Source organism: Frigidibacter oleivorans (assembly GCF_003993775.1).
In the GTDB taxonomy this organism is placed as follows: domain Bacteria; phylum Pseudomonadota; class Alphaproteobacteria; order Rhodobacterales; family Rhodobacteraceae; genus Frigidibacter; species Frigidibacter oleivorans.
The window spans coordinates 527,747-542,665 of sequence record NZ_RJRZ01000001.1; the positions used below are offsets into that span (position 1 = coordinate 527,747).

Sequence of the window (14,919 nt, forward strand, 5' to 3'; positions counted from 1 at the left end):
CGTCATATGGGGTTCTTCCGGCGGCGGGGCGGGCCCGCGCATCGGTCGATGGGCCAGTGGAACCGCCTGTACAGGCAGCTGTCGATACTGACCTCGCGGCAGATCGCGCGGCTCGGCGGGAACCTGCCTAAAACGCGGGCAGTCCCGCTGCCCGAACCGCGGGCATCAGACCGCCGCCACCAGCGCCCGGGTCAGCGAATGGGCCGGCGCGTCGAAGACCTGCGCCGTCGGCCCCGCCTCAACGATCCGTCCCGCCTGCATCACCAGCACCCGGTCGGTCATGGCGCGGATCACGCCCATGTCGTGGCTGATCACCAGATAGGACAGGCCGTGATCCGCCTGCAGCCCCGCCAGCAGGTCCAGCACCTGCGCCCGCACCCGCGCGTCGAGCGCGCTCGCCGCCTCGTCCAGCACGATCAGCGCGGGGCGCGTCACCAGCGCCCGGGCGATGGCGATGCGCTGGCGCTGGCCGCCGGAAAATTCGTGGATGTGCCGGGTCGTCGCATCGGCGGGCAGCCCCACCGCCGCCAGCGCCGCCGCCACCCGGTCGCGCCAGTCGGGCGGACGGCGGGGCAGCAGGTGGAAGGGTTCGGCCACCAGCCGCCCCACCCGCCAGCGCGGATCGAAGCTGCCCTGCGGATCCTGGAACACCGCCTGCATCGCCGCCCGCCGCGCGCGGGGCATGTCCGGGGTCACCGGCTGCCCGTCCAGCAGCACCCGCCCGCCCTGCAGCGGGTCGAGGCCCAGGATCGCCCGCGCCAACGTGGACTTGCCGCAGCCGCTCTCCCCCACCAGACCCACGCTTTCGCCCCGGTGCAGGGTCAGGTCGACCCCGTCCACCGCCCGCCGCTGGCGACGCGGGGCGAAGGGATGCGGGCGCGGCAGCGGATAGTCGCGCCGCGCCGCCTCGACCTGCAGCAGCGGCGGACCGGGCATCGCGGCGGCACGGACGGGCCGGTGCCGCCATGCGGCGATCAGGTCGCGCGTGTAGCCCTGCGCCGGGGCCTGCATCACCTGCGCCGCCGGCCCCGCCTCGACCACCCGGCCCGCCTGCATCACCGCCACCCGGTCCGCCGCCTGCCGCACCACGGCAAGGTCATGGGTGATCAGCAGCAGGCCCATGCCCTCGTCCCGCGCCAGATCGCGCAGCAGGGTCAGGATCTGCGCCTGCACCGTCACGTCCAGCGCGCTGGTCGGCTCGTCCGCGATCAGCAGCGCCGGGCGCAGCGCGATGGCCATGGCGATGCAGACCCGCTGCCGCTGCCCCCCCGACAGCTGATGCGGATACAGCGTCGGAGGAAAGCGGTCCGCCGGCAGCCCCACCCGGTCCAGCCTTGCGGCGGCGATGCGCCGCGCCTCCGCCCGGTCCGCGGCGCGATGGATGCGCAGCGTTTCTGCCACCTGATCGCCGATGGTCTGCATCGGGTCGAGCGCGGTCATCGGCTCCTGAAACACCATGCCGATCCGCGCGCCGCGCAGCGCCCGCCGGTCGCGGTCCGGCAGGGGCAGCAGGTCGCGCCCCTCCAGCGCCACCTGCCCCGCCGCCCGCGCCCCCGGCGGCAACAGGCCCAGCACCGCCAGCGCCGTCATCGACTTGCCCGATCCGCTTTCGCCGACCAGCGCCAGCACCTCGCCCCGCCCGACCGCCAGCGACACGCCCGACAGGATCGGCGCGGCACCGATGGACAGGTCGAGCCCGTCGATCCGCAGCAGGCTCATGCCCGCACCCGGCGCGGATCGAGCCGGTCGCGCAGGCCGTCGCCCAGCAGGTTCAGCCCCAGCACCGTCAGCACGATCGCGAGCCCCGGCATCAGCGCGACATGCGGGGCCAGCGTCACCATCGTCTGCGCCTCGGCCAGCATCCGTCCCCAGCTGGGCGTGGGCGGCTGCGCGCCGAGGCCCACATAGCTCAGCCCCGCCTCGGCAAGGATGCCCAGCGAGAACTGGATCGTCGCCTGCACGATCAGCAGCGGCGCGATGTTCGGCAGCACATGTTCGGCGGCGATCCTCAGCCGCCCCTTCCCCGCCAGCCGCGCGGCGCGGATATAGTCCAGCGTCCAGACCGGCAGCGCCGCCCCCCGCGCCACCCGCGCGAAGACCGGGATGTTGAAGATGCCGATGGCGAGGATCGCGTTTGTCGCCGAGGGGCCGAAGACGGCGGTGATCAGGATGGCGATGACAAGGCTCGGGAAGGCGAAGATCAGGTCGTTGCCGCGCATCACCAGATCGTCCAGCCACTGTCCCGCCCGCGCCGAGGCGATCAGCCCCAGCGGCACGCCGATCCCCAGCCCGATCCCCACCGCGACCAGCGCCACCGCGATCGACACCCGTGCGCCGGCCATCAGCATCGCGGCGATGTCGCGGCCCAGATGATCGGTGCCCAGCCAGTGCGCCGCCGAGGGCGGTTGCAGCCGGTCCGCCACCGACAGGACCAGCGGGTCCGCCGGCAGCCACAGGAACGAAACCAGCGCCGCGGCCAGCGCCGCCCCCGACAGCGCGAGCCCCAGGGCCAGCGACAGCCGCCTCATCCCGCCCGCCTCAGCCGCGGATCGACCAGCGCATAGGCGAGGTCGGTCAGGAAGGTGACGAGGATCACCGCCACCACCAGCAGCATCACCGCGGATTCGACCACGATCAGGTCGCGCTGCGTGATGGCCTGAAAGATCAGCCGCCCCAGACCGGGCAGGTAGAACACGTTCTCGACGATGATCGCCCCGGCCAGCAGGAAGGAAAACTGCATCCCGAGGATGGTCAGCACCGGCACCAGCGCATTGCGCAACCCGTGGGCCAGCAGCGCGCCCGTGCGGCTGCGACCCTTGGCGCGGACGGTGCGGATATAGTCCTCGGCCATCGTCTCGATCAGCGCGGCGCGCAGCACCCGGGCCAGGATCGCCGCCTGCGGCAGGGCCAGCGCCACCGCGGGCAGGATCAGCGCCCGCAGCGCCGCCGCAGGATCCGACCAGCCGGGAAAGCCACCCGCCGGCAGCCAGCGCAGGTTCACCGCGAAGACCAGCACCAGCAGCATCGCCAGCCAGAAATTCGGCAGCGCGATGCCGAATTGCGCCGCCCCCATCGCCACCGCATCCCCGGCCCGCCCCTGCCGCGCGGCCGCGAACAGCCCCACCGGCAGCGCCAGCGCCGCCGACAGCGCCAGCGCCAGCGCCGCCAGCGGCAGCGACACCGCCAGCCGGTCCGCGACCAGGTCGGCCACCGGCGTCCTGTAGGTGTAGGAGATGCCGAAATCCCCCCGCAGCATCCCCGCGACCCAGTCGAGATAGCGCAGGGGCGCCGGCTGGCCGAGGCCCAGCGTCTGCTGCAGCGCCGCCACCGTCTCGGGCGTCGCGTTCATCCCCAGCATGAAGGCCGCCGGGTTCCCCGGCACCACCTCGACCGCGGTGAAGACCACGAGGCTCGCCACGACCAGCGAGAGCATCAGCACGAGGAGGCGGCGCGCGAGGAAGGCGATCATGGCCCGCAAAGGCTAGAGCCTCGGGCGGAAAGCGTCCAGTATCGGCGGCGCAGGCCGGGGGCTTCGCGCCCCCGGACCCCCGCGGGATAGTTCCGCCGACAAGAAGGAGCCGCCAGCGCCATGAGGCCCGGACCGCGCAACCTGATCACCGACGTGCCGGGCCTGCGGGTCGGCAATGCCGCCTGCGACCGGCTGAAAAGCGGGGTGACGGTGCTGACCGCCGATGCGCCCTTCACCGCCGCCGTCAGCGTCATGGGCGGCGCGCCCGGCACGCGCGAGACCGACCTGCTGGCTCCGGACCGGCTGGTGCAGCAGGTGGATGCGCTGGTGCTGTCGGGCGGCTCGGCCTTCGGGCTCGACGCGGCCTCGGGCGTGGCCGAGGGGCTGCGCGCGGCGGGGCGCGGCTTTGCGGTGGGCGACATGCGGGTGCCGATCGTGCCGGGGGCCATCCTCTTCGACCTGCTGAACGGCGGCGACAAGGGCTGGACCGACAATCCCTATGGTCCGCTCGGCCGGGCGGCGCTGGCGGCGGCGGGGCCGGAGTTCGCGCTCGGCACCCAGGGCGCGGGCACGGGCGCGACCTGCCGCGGGCTGAAGGGCGGGCTGGGATCCGCCTCGGCAGTCCTTGCCTCGGGCGTGACGGTCGGCGCGCTGGTCGCGGTCAACGCGCTCGGCAGCGTGACGGTGGGCGACGGGCCGCAGTTCTGGGCCGCGCCCTGGGAGATGAGGGCAGAGTTCGGCGGGCTCGGCCTGCCCGCGGCCCTGCCCGACCCGGGATGGGAGCCGGCCCCGTCGAAGGCGCCGGGCGCGGCCACCACCATCGCCATCGTCGCCACCGATGCCCGGCTGGATCAGGCGCAGGCGCAGCGGATGGCGGTGGCGGCGCAGGACGGCATGGCGCGGGCCATCCTGCCCAGCCACACCCCGCTGGACGGCGATCTGGTCTTCACGGCTGCGACGGGGGCGCGGGCGCTGGCCGATCCGGTCGCCGACAGCTTCCTGCTGGGCCATGCCGCAGCCTGCTGCCTTGCCCGGGCCATCGCCCGCGCCGTCCATGCCGCCCGCGCCGCGCCGGGCGACCCGCTGCCCTGCTGGCAGGACCGCTTCGGCGCAGGTCTGGACAGTGCCCGGCGCGGGTGATCTGTTGCGCCCGGTATCAGACAGGAGGGCAAGATGCTCGACTCCGCCACCGACCTTTCCGCCCGGCTGAAGGATCCGACCCTGCTCGCGACCCGCGCGTTCGTCGCGGGCGCCTGGATCGAGGCCGATGACGGCGCCCGGTTCGAGGTCAGGAACCCCGCCCGCGGCGACGTGATCTGCACCGTGCCCGATCTGGGCCGCGCCGAGACCGCCCGCGCCATCGCCGCCGCCGGGACCGCCATGACGGACTGGGCCGCCCGCACAGGGAAAGAGCGCGCGGCCGTGCTGCGCAAGTGGTTCGACCTGATGATGGCGAACCAGGACGATCTGGGCACGATCCTGACCGCCGAGATGGGCAAGCCCCTGGCCGAGGCGAAGGGCGAGATCGCCTATGGCGCGGGCTTCATCGAATGGTTCGGCGAAGAGGCCAAGCGCATCTATGGCGAGACGATCCCCGGCCATATGCGCGACAAGCGCATCACCGTGCTGCGCCAGCCGGTGGGCGTGGTGGGCTCGATCACGCCCTGGAATTTCCCCAACGCCATGATCGCGCGCAAATGCGCGCCGGCGCTGGCGGCGGGCTGCGGCTTCGTCGCCCGGCCGGCCTCGGAAACGCCGCTTTCGGCGCTGGCGATGGCGGTGCTGGGCGAACGGGCGGGGCTGCCCGCGGGCATCCTGTCGGTCGTGACCTCCAGCCGCGCCTCGGACATCGGCAAGGAGTTCTGCGAGAACCCGGCGGTGCGCAAGCTGACCTTCACCGGCTCGACCGAGACGGGGCGGATCCTGCTGCGGCAGGCGGCGGATCAGGTGATGAAATGCTCGATGGAACTGGGCGGCAATGCGCCCTTCATCGTCTTCGACGACGCCGATCTGGACGAGGCGGTGAAGGGCGCGATGGCCTCGAAATTCCGCAACAACGGCCAGACCTGCGTCTGCGCCAACCGCATCTATGTTCAGGCCGGCGTCCATGACGCCTTCGCCGAGAAGCTGGCGGCGGCGGTGGAGAAGCTGACGGTCGGCGACGGGCTGGAACCGGGAACGGAGGCCGGGCCGCTGATCACCGAGACGGCGGTGGAAAAGGTCGAGGAGCATATCCGCGACGTGCTGGCGGGGGGCGGTGCGGTGCTGACCGGCGGCAAGCGGCACGACCTGGGCGGCACCTTCTTCCAGCCGACGGTGGTGACCGGGGTCACGCAGGAGATGAAGGTGGCGCGCGAGGAGACCTTCGGCCCGCTCGCCCCCCTCTTCCGCTTCGAAACCGAGGCAGAGGCGGTGGAGGCCGCGAATGCCACGATCTTCGGCCTCGCCTCCTATTTCTACGCCCGCGACATCGGCCGCATCACCCGGGTGCAGGAGGCGCTGGAATACGGCATCGTCGGCGTCAACACCGGCCTGATCTCGACCGAGGTGGCACCCTTCGGCGGGGTGAAGCAATCCGGCCTCGGCCGCGAGGGCAGCCGCCACGGGATTGAGGACTATCTGGAGATGAAGTACGTCTGCCTCAGCGTCTGAACGCGCCTCGGCGTCTGACCGGGCGCGGCCGGCCAAGGAAAAGGGCGCGCCATCGCGGCGCGCCCTTCGTCATCGTGAAGATGGGGCCGGTCAGGCCTGCGCGCTGTCCAGCGCCTTCGCCTCGACCGTGGTGTCCACCGCGGTCTCGGCCGGGGTGCTGCGGGCGATCTCGATCCGGCGCGGCTTCAGCGCCTCGGGGATCTCGCGCACCAGGTCGATATGCAGCATGCCATCGGCATGGGTGGCGCCGGTGACACGGACATGGTCGGCCAGCGCGAAGCGACGCTCGAAGGCGCGGGTGGCGATGCCCCGGTGCAGATAGCTGCGGCCGGTGTCCTCGGCGGCCTTGCGGGCGGCCACGACCAGCGCGCCTTCCTTGACCTCGACGCTCAGTTCCTCGGCGGCGAAGCCGGCGACGGCGATCGAGATGCGATAGGCGTTCTCGGCGGTCTTCTCGATGTTGTAGGGCGGGTAGGCAGGCTGGGCCACATCGGCCGCAAGGGCGCGATCCATCAGGTCGGCGATACGGTCGAAGCCCACGGTGGCGCGATAGAGCGGCGCCAGATCGAAGTTGCGCATGTCATCCTCCAATGAGCGATGTCTGATCCCCTTCCCGCGCGGACAGGGGACGGTTGGCAAATGCACCGGGACCCGAACGCGGCACCCCGGCCCCCTTCAGATGGGAAGCGGCGACCGGGGCGTCAAGACCCCGGTTCCGCAGGAAAATCGCTGTGGGGATCGCCTCAGGGGCGGATGAACTTCGCGCCCTCGCCCTGCCCCGCGCCCGGGCGCAGCACCCGCCCGCCCGAGGGCAGCCCGGTCCCCGCCATCGCCGCGCGAAGTTCCGTCAGCGGCCCGGCCAGCGAGGTGCCGAGCGAGACCGGCTGCCCCTCGACCTCGGCCTTGGCCGAGACGACCGAGACGATGCGCGGCCGCCCCCCGGCGAAGGTGAAGATCGGCGCGCCCGAGGCGCCGAAATCGACGCTGCAGCTGAGCACGAGGATCTGGTCCTGTTCGTCGAGGACATGGCACATGTCCTGCAGCGAGGGTGCCTCGGACCGGTCGAGCGCATAGGAGACGACCCCCACCGCATCGCCAGGCCGGGGCAGCAGGTCCGTCTCGAACGGCGCGATCGAGGGCAGGCGGATCGGCTGCGTCAGTTCCAGCAGCGCCAGATCCTGCCCGACGCGGCCGATATCGCCGCCGCCCCGGTTGACATAGCCCGGATGCGGCAGGGCGCGGCGCACGTCGCGATAGGCCGCCGCCCGCCCGCCGCGCCAGCCGGCGAGAAAGCGGATCTCCGAGGCGGCGAAGGCCTGCCCGGTGGTCTTGTCGAACAGGCAATGCGCCGCGGTCAGCACCAGATCCGGCGCGATCAGCGCCCCGGTGCAGAACCCCCGCCCGGCAAGGTCGATCCGCCCGACGGCATCCCAGCCCCGGCTGTCATCGGCGGTCAGCAGCGAATGCAGCTGCGAATCCTGCGCTCCGCTGGCCTGCGCCAGCCCGAGGCACAGCAGGATCGACAGGCAGAGGGGGCGTGTCAGGCGGCGGATCATCCGGCATCCGGTCGGTGGGTCGGGCGCGATCCTGCGGGCCGCCCCCGGCTTTGGCAAGCGCCCCTGATACACGCGGGCCGGCAACGGGCGCCGACTGTTGCGCCCTCCGCCACAGCTGCGCGATCCCGACGCTTTTTGTCGGGCGCTGGCGTCGCATGGGCTGCGACAGCGGCAGGGCGTAAGTCAGTCACCAGAGGGCCGCCAGCCAGCGTCGATGCCAGCCAGCCCCGCCTGACCCCTCGCGGTCCCGCCAGCCCTCGTGCCAGCCGCCGGACCCTGCTAGCCAGCCATTCGCTCGCCAGCCCCGCCAGCTTTTGCCAGCCCCGCGAAGGCCGCGCCCCGGCTTGCGCCTCAGGCCGCCTCGACAGCCTCGGCCAGCGCGCGGGGCATCGGCCCGCCCGTCGCCCAGTCCAGCAGTTCGACGGTATGCACGACCGGCACCCCGGCGGCGGAACCGATCTGCATCATGCAGCCGATATTGCCCGCGGCGATGACCTGCGGCGCCACCGCCTGCAGCGTCGCGACCTTGCGCCGCTTCAGTTCCGCCGACAGCGCCGGTTGCAGCAGGTTGTAGGTGCCCGCCGATCCGCAGCACAGATGGCTGTCCGCCGGTTCCACCACCTCGAACCCCGCGGCCTTCAGCAGCGCCTTGGGATGGTCCTTGATCTGCTGGCCATGCTGCAGCGAACAGGCGGCGTGATAGGCGACGCGCAGGCCCCGCCCCTCGGCCAGGGCGTGGCGGTCCGCCGCCGGCGCGCCGGTGCCCGCAATGCCGTCCGTCGCCGGCTGGTGCGGCCAGACCGGCGCCTCGGGCATCAGCCGCGCCAGCAGTTCCGACACGTCGCAGGCCAGCCGCGAGACCTCGGCCGCCTCGGCGGCGAGCGGATCGTTGCGGAACATGTGGCCGTAATCCTTCACCGTCGTACCGCAGCCCGAGGTGTTGATGACAATGGCGTCGAGCCCGCCCGCCGCCTTCTCGCCCATCCAGGCCCGGATATTGGCCGCCGCCTGATCGTGGCTGTCCCCGACCCGGCCCATGTGATGCGTCAGCGCCCCGCAGCAGCCCATGCCGCGCGCCACCACCACCTCGCATCCCAGCCGCCGCAGCAGCCGGATCGTGGCGTCGTTGATGTCGGTGTTCAGCGCCTTCTGCGCGCAGCCGGTCAACAGCGCCACCCGCATCCGCCGCGCCCCCCGCGCCGGGAAGGTCTGCGGATCGTCGTTGCGGCTGACCGGCGGCACCTGCGCCGGCGCCATCGCCAGCATGGCGCGCAGCCGCGCATCGGGCAGCAGCCGCGCAAAGGGCCGCGCGATCTTCGCCCCCAGCAGCGCCAGCCGGAACCGGCCGGGATAGGGGATCACCGCGGCCAGCACCCGCCGCAACATCCGGTCCATGAACGGCCGCCGGTAGGTCGCCTCGATATGGGCGCGAGCATGGTCCACCAGATGCATGTAATGCACGCCGGACGGGCAGGTCGTCATGCAGGCAAGGCAGGACAGGCAGCGATCGACATGCTTGACCGTCTTCGCGTCGGCCGGGCGGCCGCTTTCCAGCATCTCCTTGATCAGGTAGATGCGCCCGCGCGGGCTGTCCAGCTCGTCGCCCAGCACCTGATAGGTGGGGCAGGTCGCGGTGCAGAACCCGCAATGCACGCAGGCGCGCAGGATCTGGTTGGCGCGGGCGATGCCGGGATCGGCCAGCTGTTCGGGCGTGAAGTTCGTCTGCATGTCGTCCTCTCAGCCCATGAGCCCGGGGTTCAGGATGCCGCGCGGGTCGAACTGCGCGCGCAGGGCCGCCGACAGCGCGGCGACCGGCGCGGGTTCGGGATGAAACCGCGCCGCCCCCGTGCCGCGGACCAGCGTCGCATGGCCGGGCAGGTCCGTCAGCCGCGCCCGCGCATCCGCGCCCTCGGGGTAAAGCGCCGTCACCAGCCCGCCGCCCCAGTCCATCACCGCCTCGCCCCCCAGCCGTTCCACCACCTCCGGCCCGTCGGAGGGCCGGACCGAGATGCGCCACGGCGCGCCCGTGCCCCCCGCCAGCGGCGCCGCTGCCCGCAGGTCCCGCCACAGCGCCGTGACGCGGGCCGGATCGCGTTCCACCACCGCCGCCCCGTGCGGGGCCAGCGCCACCGCCAGCCGCCCGCAGCGATAGTCCACCGATTCCGCCAGCCCCTCGACCCGGATCAGCGCGCCGGTCCCGGGCATCCACCCCGCCCCGGTCACATCATAGGGCGAGGACATCGCCGCCCGCAGCGCGGCCCCCGCCGCCTTGGCCGACAGGCCGGGCAGGATCACCGTCGCCGCCGCGGGCGGCACCGGCTGCAGCTTGAAGGCCAGTTCGGTCAGAACCCCCAGCGTGCCGTGGCTGCCGGCCAGCAGCTTCACCAGGTCATAGCCGGTGACGTTCTTCATCACCCGCCCGCCATTCTTCACCACCGTGCCCCGCCCGTCGACGAAACGCACGCCGATCAGCGCGTCGCGGCAGGCGCCCGCCTGAAACCGGCGCGGGCCGCAGGCATTGGTGGCCGCCACCCCGCCCATCGTCGATCCCGGTGCGCCGCCCGGCTCGAAGGGCAGGCGCTGGTTCTCGGCCGCGAGCAGCGCCTCCACCTCGGCCAGGGGCGTGCCCGCCCGCACCACCAGGGTCAGCGCGGCGGGTTCATAGAGGACGATGCCCGACAGCCCCCCCGTGTCCAGCACCTCCAGGCCCGCCGGGGGCACAATCCGGGTGCCGCCGCCGCGGACCCAGACCGGCCCTTTCGCGGCGCGGATCATCCCCGCAAGCTCGTCTTCCGTCCCGGGACGCGAGGAGGCTGCAACCGTGGTCTGGCTCATCTTCTGTTCCCAAATATCCTCGGGGTGGGGTCCGGGGAGGGGCAGACAGCCCCTCCCCGGCCGGCCGTCAGCCGCGCCGTCCGGCGCTCGTCTCCAGCGGAAAGACCTTGGCGGGGTTCAGCAGCCACCGCGGGTCGAAGACGTCCTTCACCCGCATCTGCGCCTCCAGGTCGGCGGGGGCGAACTGCACCGTCATCAGGTCGCGCTTCTCGATCCCCACGCCATGTTCGCCGCTGAGGCAGCCCCCCGCCTCGACGCAGAGCGTCAGGATCTCGGCCCCCAGCCTCTCGCACAGCTCCAGCTGCCCCGGCTGGTTGGCATTGTAGAGGATCAGCGGATGCATGTTGCCGTCGCCCGCGTGGAAGACATTGGCGACCCGCAGCCCGTACTCCGCCGACAATTCGCCGATCCGCCGCAGCACCATAGGCAGCGCAGAGACCGGGATCGTGCCGTCGAGGCACATGTAGTCGCCCATCACCCCCATCGCCCCGAAGGCCGATTTCCGCCCCAGCCAGATGCGCTTCGATTCCGCCTCGGACCGGCTTTCGCGGATCTCTACCGGGTCGTGGCGCAGGGCGATCTCGCGGATCAGGCGCAGCTGTTCGTCGATCTCGGCGGGCGCGCCCTCGACCTCGATGATCAGCAGCGCCTCGCAATCGGGATAGCCCGCGCCGCAGAAGGCTTCGGTCGCCTCGATGCAGGGCCGGTCCATGAACTCGATGGCGACGGGCAGGATGCCGGCGCGGATGATGTCGGCGACGCAGGCCCCGGCGATGTCCGAGGCGGCGAAGCCGATCAGAACCGGCCGCGCACCCTCGGGCTTGGGCAGGATGCGCAGCGTGGCCTCGGTCACCACGCCCAGCTGGCCCTCGGACCCGCAGATCACCCCCAGCAGGTCCAGCCCGCCTGCATCGCAGAACGGCCCGCCGAGCCCGATCACCTCGCCCTGCATGGTGACCAGCGTCACGCCCAGCAGGTTGTTGGTCGTCACCCCGTATTTCAGGCAATGCGCCCCGCCGGAATTCATGCCGATATTGCCGGCGATGGCGCAGGCCAGCTGGCTGGAGGGGTCGGGGGCGTAGAAGAACCCCTCCGCCTCCACCGCGCCGGTGACGGAAAGGTTGGTGCGCCCGGCCTCGACCCGAATGAAGCGGTTGTCGTAATCGACTTCCAGCACCCGGGTCAGCCGCGCCACGCCGAGGATCACCGCATCCTCGCTGGGCATCGACCCGCCCGACAGGCTGGTGCCGGCGCCGCGCGGCACCACCTTCACCCCCATCTCGGCGCAGGTGCGCAGCGCCGCCGCGACCTCGGCCGTCGTGCGGGGCAGCACCGCGGCCAGCGGCGGGCAGCGATAGGCCGACAGCGCATCGCATTCATAGGCGCGCAGTTCCACCGGATCGTCGATCACCGCCTCGCCCGGCAGGGCGGCGCGCAGGCGGGCGACGATCTCGGCCTTGCGGGACAGGATCGCCCGGTCGGGCGGGGGCATCTGCATGGCGGGCTCCTGGGCTGTGCTGGCCGATGCGGTAAGTTTGCCTGACCAATTTAGCGATTTGGCAAGCCGCTGGCCAGAGGTTAGTTTCGGCATATGGACTCTCCCATCGGCCTCGCGCATCTGCTGCATTTCGGCACGCTGGACTGTGTGGCGGTGGCCCTGCTGTTTGCGGGCTGGCTGGTCATCGGCCGCGCGATCGAGCATCCGCCGCATGGCAAGGCTTCCGTTTCGGTGCTGATGCGCGACTTCCGCCGCCAGTGGATGCGGGAATTCGTCACCCGCAGCCCGCGCATCTTCGACAGCGCCATCATCGACAGCCTGCGGCAGGGCACTTCCTTCTTCGTCTCGGCCACGATGATCGCCATCGGCGGCGGGCTGGCGCTGCTCGGCAATGCCGATCAGCTGTCCGGGCTGGCGCGGGACCTGACGCAGACCGGCGTGCCGACCGTGGTGTGGGAAATCAAGATCATCGTGATCCTGCTCTTGGTCACCGATGCCTTCCTGAAATTCGTCTGGGCGCACCGGCTGTTCGGCTATTGCGCCATCCTGATGGCCGCGGTGCCCAACGATCCGAACGACCCCGACGCCTATCCCCGCGCCGACCAGGCGGCGGATGTGAACATCCAGGCTGCGCGCAACTTCAACGCGGGGCTGCGCTCGGTCTATTTCGCGCTCGGCGCGCTGCCCTGGCTGCTGGGGGCGCTGCCGCTGCTGGCGTCGGTCGCGGCGACGGTCTGGGTGCTGTGGCGGCGGGAATTCGCGTCGCGGTCGCGGATGGTGATGCTGCGCCGGACCTGAGCGGCGCCTATCGCCGGCCCTCGCGCAGCCAGGCCCCCACGATCAGCGCCGAGGCCATCAGCAGGAAGACCCAGGCCGGCAACAGCGGCGATTGCGAGATGCCGACCGTCGCATGGGCGGCGCGCGGCGTGATCCCGATCCAGCCGCGCCCGGCGGCGGGGCGGCCCTCGCGCACGGTGCGGATGTCGGGCAGGCCCTCTTCCAGCCGCACCGCGCCGCCATTCGTGGGGGTCATCACCGGCCCCAGCAGTTCGTCCGAGGCGATGGTCGCCTCGAATTCCTTCGGGGCCGAGGGGCCGACGGCGAAGACCCGTTCCAGATCGCCCTCGCGCAGGCGGTACAGCCCGATATCCGGCGCGTCGAAGACGGCGGTAAAGCGGCCCGGCGCGGCCTCCTCCATCGGCAGCACCGTTTCGGTCCCGTCGGGGGCGGTGATCGTCAGCTCGCGCGGGCCCTCGCCCAGCGTGCGGCGGGTGATGGTCATCCGCTGACCCTCGGCCGTGGCGGTCAGCGCCTCTTCCTCGAGGTCGGGCTCCTTCATCATCCAGTGCGCCAGCCGGCGCAGCAGTTCCAGCTGCGGCCCGCCGCCCTCGAACCCCCGCGACCACAGCCATGCCTGGTCGGACGCCAGCAGCGCCACCCGGCCCTCGCCCGCGCGGTCGAGCACCAGCAGCGGCCGGCCGTCGGCACCCTCCATCACCGTCTCGCCCCGCGTTTCGGACAGGTCGATCATCCGCATCCAGCGCCCCCAGCGGGGACCCTCGCCCTCGGCCGTGGGGGTGGCGGAGACGCCTTCGGGCTCATAGGCGGCCAGACCCTGCGTCACCGGATGACGCTCGCCCAGCGAGGGCACGGTGGGAAGAAAGCCGCGCTCGATCACGCGCGAGGTCGGCCGCGCCGGCAGGATGTCGGACAGGGCGGAGTGATAGACGCTCTCGACGCTGGCGAATTCCGGCCCGGCCGAGACCAGCACCGCGCCGCCTTCCATGACATAGTCGCGGATGTTCTGGAAATAGACCGGCGGCAGGATTCCGCGCTGGCTGTAGCGGTCGAAGATGATCAGGTCGAATTCGTCGATCTTCTCGACGAACAGCTCCTGCGTCGGGAAGGCGATCAGCGACAGTTCGGTGACCGGCACGCCATCCTGCTTTTCCGGCGGGCGCAGGATGGTGAAATGCACGAGGTCCACCGCCGAATCCGATTTCAGCAGGTTGCGCCAGGTCCGTTCGCCCGCATGCGGCTCGCCCGACACCAGCAGCACCCGCAACCGGTCGCGCACGCCGTTGATCTGCACCACCGCGGCATTGTTGCGGTCGGTCAGTTCGCCTTCCTCGGCGGCGAGGTCGAACTGCACCACGTTCTGCCCGCCATGTTCCAGCGTCAGGTCCAGCGCGAGGTCGGTGTTCACCGGCACGGTAAACCGTTCGGGCTCTGCCCCGTCGATGGCGAGGTCCACCTCGACCGGGCGGCCCTGCAGCGCGGCGGGCATCTCGCCCATCTCCTCGACCCGGACCACCACCTGCAGCGTCTCGCCGATGATGCCGAAGGCGGGCGCGGTGCGGATCACCAGACGGCGGTCCCAGTCGGCGGCGCGGCCGGTCTGCAACAGGGTCAGCGGCGCGGGCATCTGCGGCGTCGCCGGCAGGTCATGCACCTGCCCGTCGGACACCAGGATCGCGCCCGCCACCCGGGCGCGCGGTTCTTCGGCCAGCGCGGCAGCCAGCGCGGTCATCAGTTCCGTCCCCGCATCCTCGGCGCCGTCGCCCAGCTCGATCTCGCGCAGTTCGGTATCGGGAAGGGCCGCGATCTCGGCGCGGACGCGGGCCACCGCCGCATCCGTCTGCGCGGCGCGGCCGGGCAGCGACTGGCTGGACGAACGGTCCACCACCATCAGCACGATGTCGGTCAGGGGCTGGCGTTCCTCGGTCTCCAGCGCCGGCGCGGCCAGCGCGGCGATCAGGGCCAGCGCCGCCAGACCGCGCAGCCACCAGCCCGGCAGGCCGCGCCACAGCGCCAGCGCTACGGCCAGCGCCGACAGCGCCGCCACGATCCAGATCGCGGCCCAGGGCAGGGCGGGGTCGAAGACGATGCGTTGCGCCATGTCCATGACG

12 protein-coding genes are annotated in these 14,919 nt (G+C 72.1%); 3 read left to right on the forward strand and 9 right to left on the reverse strand.

All coding sequences use genetic code 11. From position 1 onward, the window contains the following. Positions 1-165: 165 nt before the first annotated feature. From EEY80_RS02750 to EEY80_RS02760, 3 genes are read right to left on the reverse strand one after another with little or no spacing between them, the layout of a single operon-like run. On the reverse strand, positions 166-1,719 hold the full coding sequence (locus EEY80_RS02750) for a dipeptide ABC transporter ATP-binding protein (RefSeq protein ID WP_126974998.1): 1,554 nt from the start codon (positions 1,717-1,719) through the stop codon (positions 166-168). After that, the gene (locus EEY80_RS02755) at positions 1,716-2,528 is read right to left on the reverse strand and encodes an ABC transporter permease (RefSeq protein WP_126974999.1); all 813 of its coding nucleotides are present in this window, start codon (positions 2,526-2,528) and stop codon (positions 1,716-1,718) included. The genes EEY80_RS02750 and EEY80_RS02755 overlap by 4 nt, the downstream gene beginning before the upstream one ends. Then, positions 2,525-3,469, reverse strand: a complete 945-nt coding sequence (locus EEY80_RS02760) for an ABC transporter permease (protein WP_126975109.1) — start codon at positions 3,467-3,469, stop codon at positions 2,525-2,527. Before EEY80_RS02760 ends, EEY80_RS02755 begins: the two co-directional genes overlap by 4 nt. 120 nt (positions 3,470-3,589) lie before the next feature. Between EEY80_RS02760 and EEY80_RS02765 the strand changes: the two genes are divergently transcribed. Together EEY80_RS02765 and EEY80_RS02770 are read left to right on the forward strand one after the other, a co-directional pair. Continuing rightward, positions 3,590-4,609 carry a P1 family peptidase gene (locus tag EEY80_RS02765; RefSeq protein WP_126975000.1) on the forward strand — a complete coding sequence of 340 codons (1,020 nt, stop codon included), beginning with the start codon at positions 3,590-3,592 and terminating at the stop codon, positions 4,607-4,609. Between the two features lie 33 nt (positions 4,610-4,642). After that, positions 4,643-6,121: an NAD-dependent succinate-semialdehyde dehydrogenase gene (locus tag EEY80_RS02770; protein WP_126975001.1), complete on the forward strand. Its 1,479-nt coding sequence runs from the start codon at positions 4,643-4,645 to the stop codon at positions 6,119-6,121. 90 nt (positions 6,122-6,211) lie between these two features. Here the strand turns inward: EEY80_RS02770 and EEY80_RS02775 are convergent, their stop codons facing one another. From EEY80_RS02775 to EEY80_RS02795, 5 genes are all read right to left on the reverse strand, one after another. Beyond that, positions 6,212-6,700: an Hsp20 family protein gene (locus tag EEY80_RS02775; RefSeq protein ID WP_126975002.1), complete on the reverse strand. Its 489-nt coding sequence runs from the start codon at positions 6,698-6,700 to the stop codon at positions 6,212-6,214. 164 nt (positions 6,701-6,864) lie between these two features. Further along, positions 6,865-7,677 (reverse strand): trypsin-like serine peptidase, encoded by an 813-nt coding sequence (locus EEY80_RS02780; RefSeq protein ID WP_126975003.1) that lies wholly within the window; start codon positions 7,675-7,677, stop codon positions 6,865-6,867. 351 nt (positions 7,678-8,028) lie between these two features. Beyond that, positions 8,029-9,405 (reverse strand): glycolate oxidase subunit GlcF, encoded by a 1,377-nt coding sequence (gene glcF / locus EEY80_RS02785; RefSeq protein ID WP_126975004.1) that lies wholly within the window; start codon positions 9,403-9,405, stop codon positions 8,029-8,031. Positions 9,406-9,414: 9 nt separating this feature from the next. Then, positions 9,415-10,512 carry an FAD-binding protein gene (locus EEY80_RS02790; RefSeq protein ID WP_126975005.1) on the reverse strand — a complete coding sequence of 366 codons (1,098 nt, stop codon included), beginning with the start codon at positions 10,510-10,512 and terminating at the stop codon, positions 9,415-9,417. 67 nt (positions 10,513-10,579) lie between these two features. Further along, complete coding sequence (locus tag EEY80_RS02795; protein ID WP_126975006.1) at positions 10,580-12,010, reverse strand: FAD-linked oxidase C-terminal domain-containing protein; 1,431 nt, start codon at positions 12,008-12,010, stop codon at positions 10,580-10,582. A gap of 93 nt (positions 12,011-12,103) precedes the next feature. Here EEY80_RS02795 and EEY80_RS02800 point away from each other — a divergent pair, with 93 nt between their 5' ends. Next, positions 12,104-12,808: a DUF599 domain-containing protein gene (locus EEY80_RS02800; protein WP_126975007.1), complete on the forward strand. Its 705-nt coding sequence runs from the start codon at positions 12,104-12,106 to the stop codon at positions 12,806-12,808. A gap of 7 nt (positions 12,809-12,815) precedes the next feature. Here EEY80_RS02800 and EEY80_RS02805 read toward each other — a convergent pair whose 3' ends face one another. Next, positions 12,816-14,909, reverse strand: coding sequence for a hypothetical protein (locus EEY80_RS02805; RefSeq protein WP_126975110.1), 2,094 nt, complete (start codon positions 14,907-14,909; stop codon positions 12,816-12,818). Positions 14,910-14,919: the final 10 nt, after the last annotated feature.

Bases quoted from the DNA above. Each gene is read 5' to 3' on its own strand.
- EEY80_RS02750 (WP_126974998.1), bottom strand. From the start codon at position 1,719: ATGAGCCTGCTGCGGATCGACGGGCTCGACCTGTCCATCGGTGCCGCG.
- EEY80_RS02755 (WP_126974999.1), bottom strand. From the start codon at position 2,528: ATGAGGCGGCTGTCGCTGGCCCTGGGGCTCGCGCTGTCGGGGGCGGCG.
- EEY80_RS02760 (WP_126975109.1), bottom strand. From the start codon at position 3,469: ATGATCGCCTTCCTCGCGCGCCGCCTCCTCGTGCTGATGCTCTCGCTG.
- EEY80_RS02765 (WP_126975000.1), top strand. From the start codon at position 3,590: ATGAGGCCCGGACCGCGCAACCTGATCACCGACGTGCCGGGCCTGCGG.
- EEY80_RS02770 (WP_126975001.1), top strand. From the start codon at position 4,643: ATGCTCGACTCCGCCACCGACCTTTCCGCCCGGCTGAAGGATCCGACC.
- EEY80_RS02775 (WP_126975002.1), bottom strand. From the start codon at position 6,700: ATGCGCAACTTCGATCTGGCGCCGCTCTATCGCGCCACCGTGGGCTTC.
- EEY80_RS02780 (WP_126975003.1), bottom strand. From the start codon at position 7,677: ATGATCCGCCGCCTGACACGCCCCCTCTGCCTGTCGATCCTGCTGTGC.
- glcF (WP_126975004.1), bottom strand. From the start codon at position 9,405: ATGCAGACGAACTTCACGCCCGAACAGCTGGCCGATCCCGGCATCGCC.
- EEY80_RS02790 (WP_126975005.1), bottom strand. From the start codon at position 10,512: ATGAGCCAGACCACGGTTGCAGCCTCCTCGCGTCCCGGGACGGAAGAC.
- EEY80_RS02795 (WP_126975006.1), bottom strand. From the start codon at position 12,010: ATGCAGATGCCCCCGCCCGACCGGGCGATCCTGTCCCGCAAGGCCGAG.
- EEY80_RS02800 (WP_126975007.1), top strand. From the start codon at position 12,104: ATGGACTCTCCCATCGGCCTCGCGCATCTGCTGCATTTCGGCACGCTG.
- EEY80_RS02805 (WP_126975110.1), bottom strand. From the start codon at position 14,909: ATGGCGCAACGCATCGTCTTCGACCCCGCCCTGCCCTGGGCCGCGATC.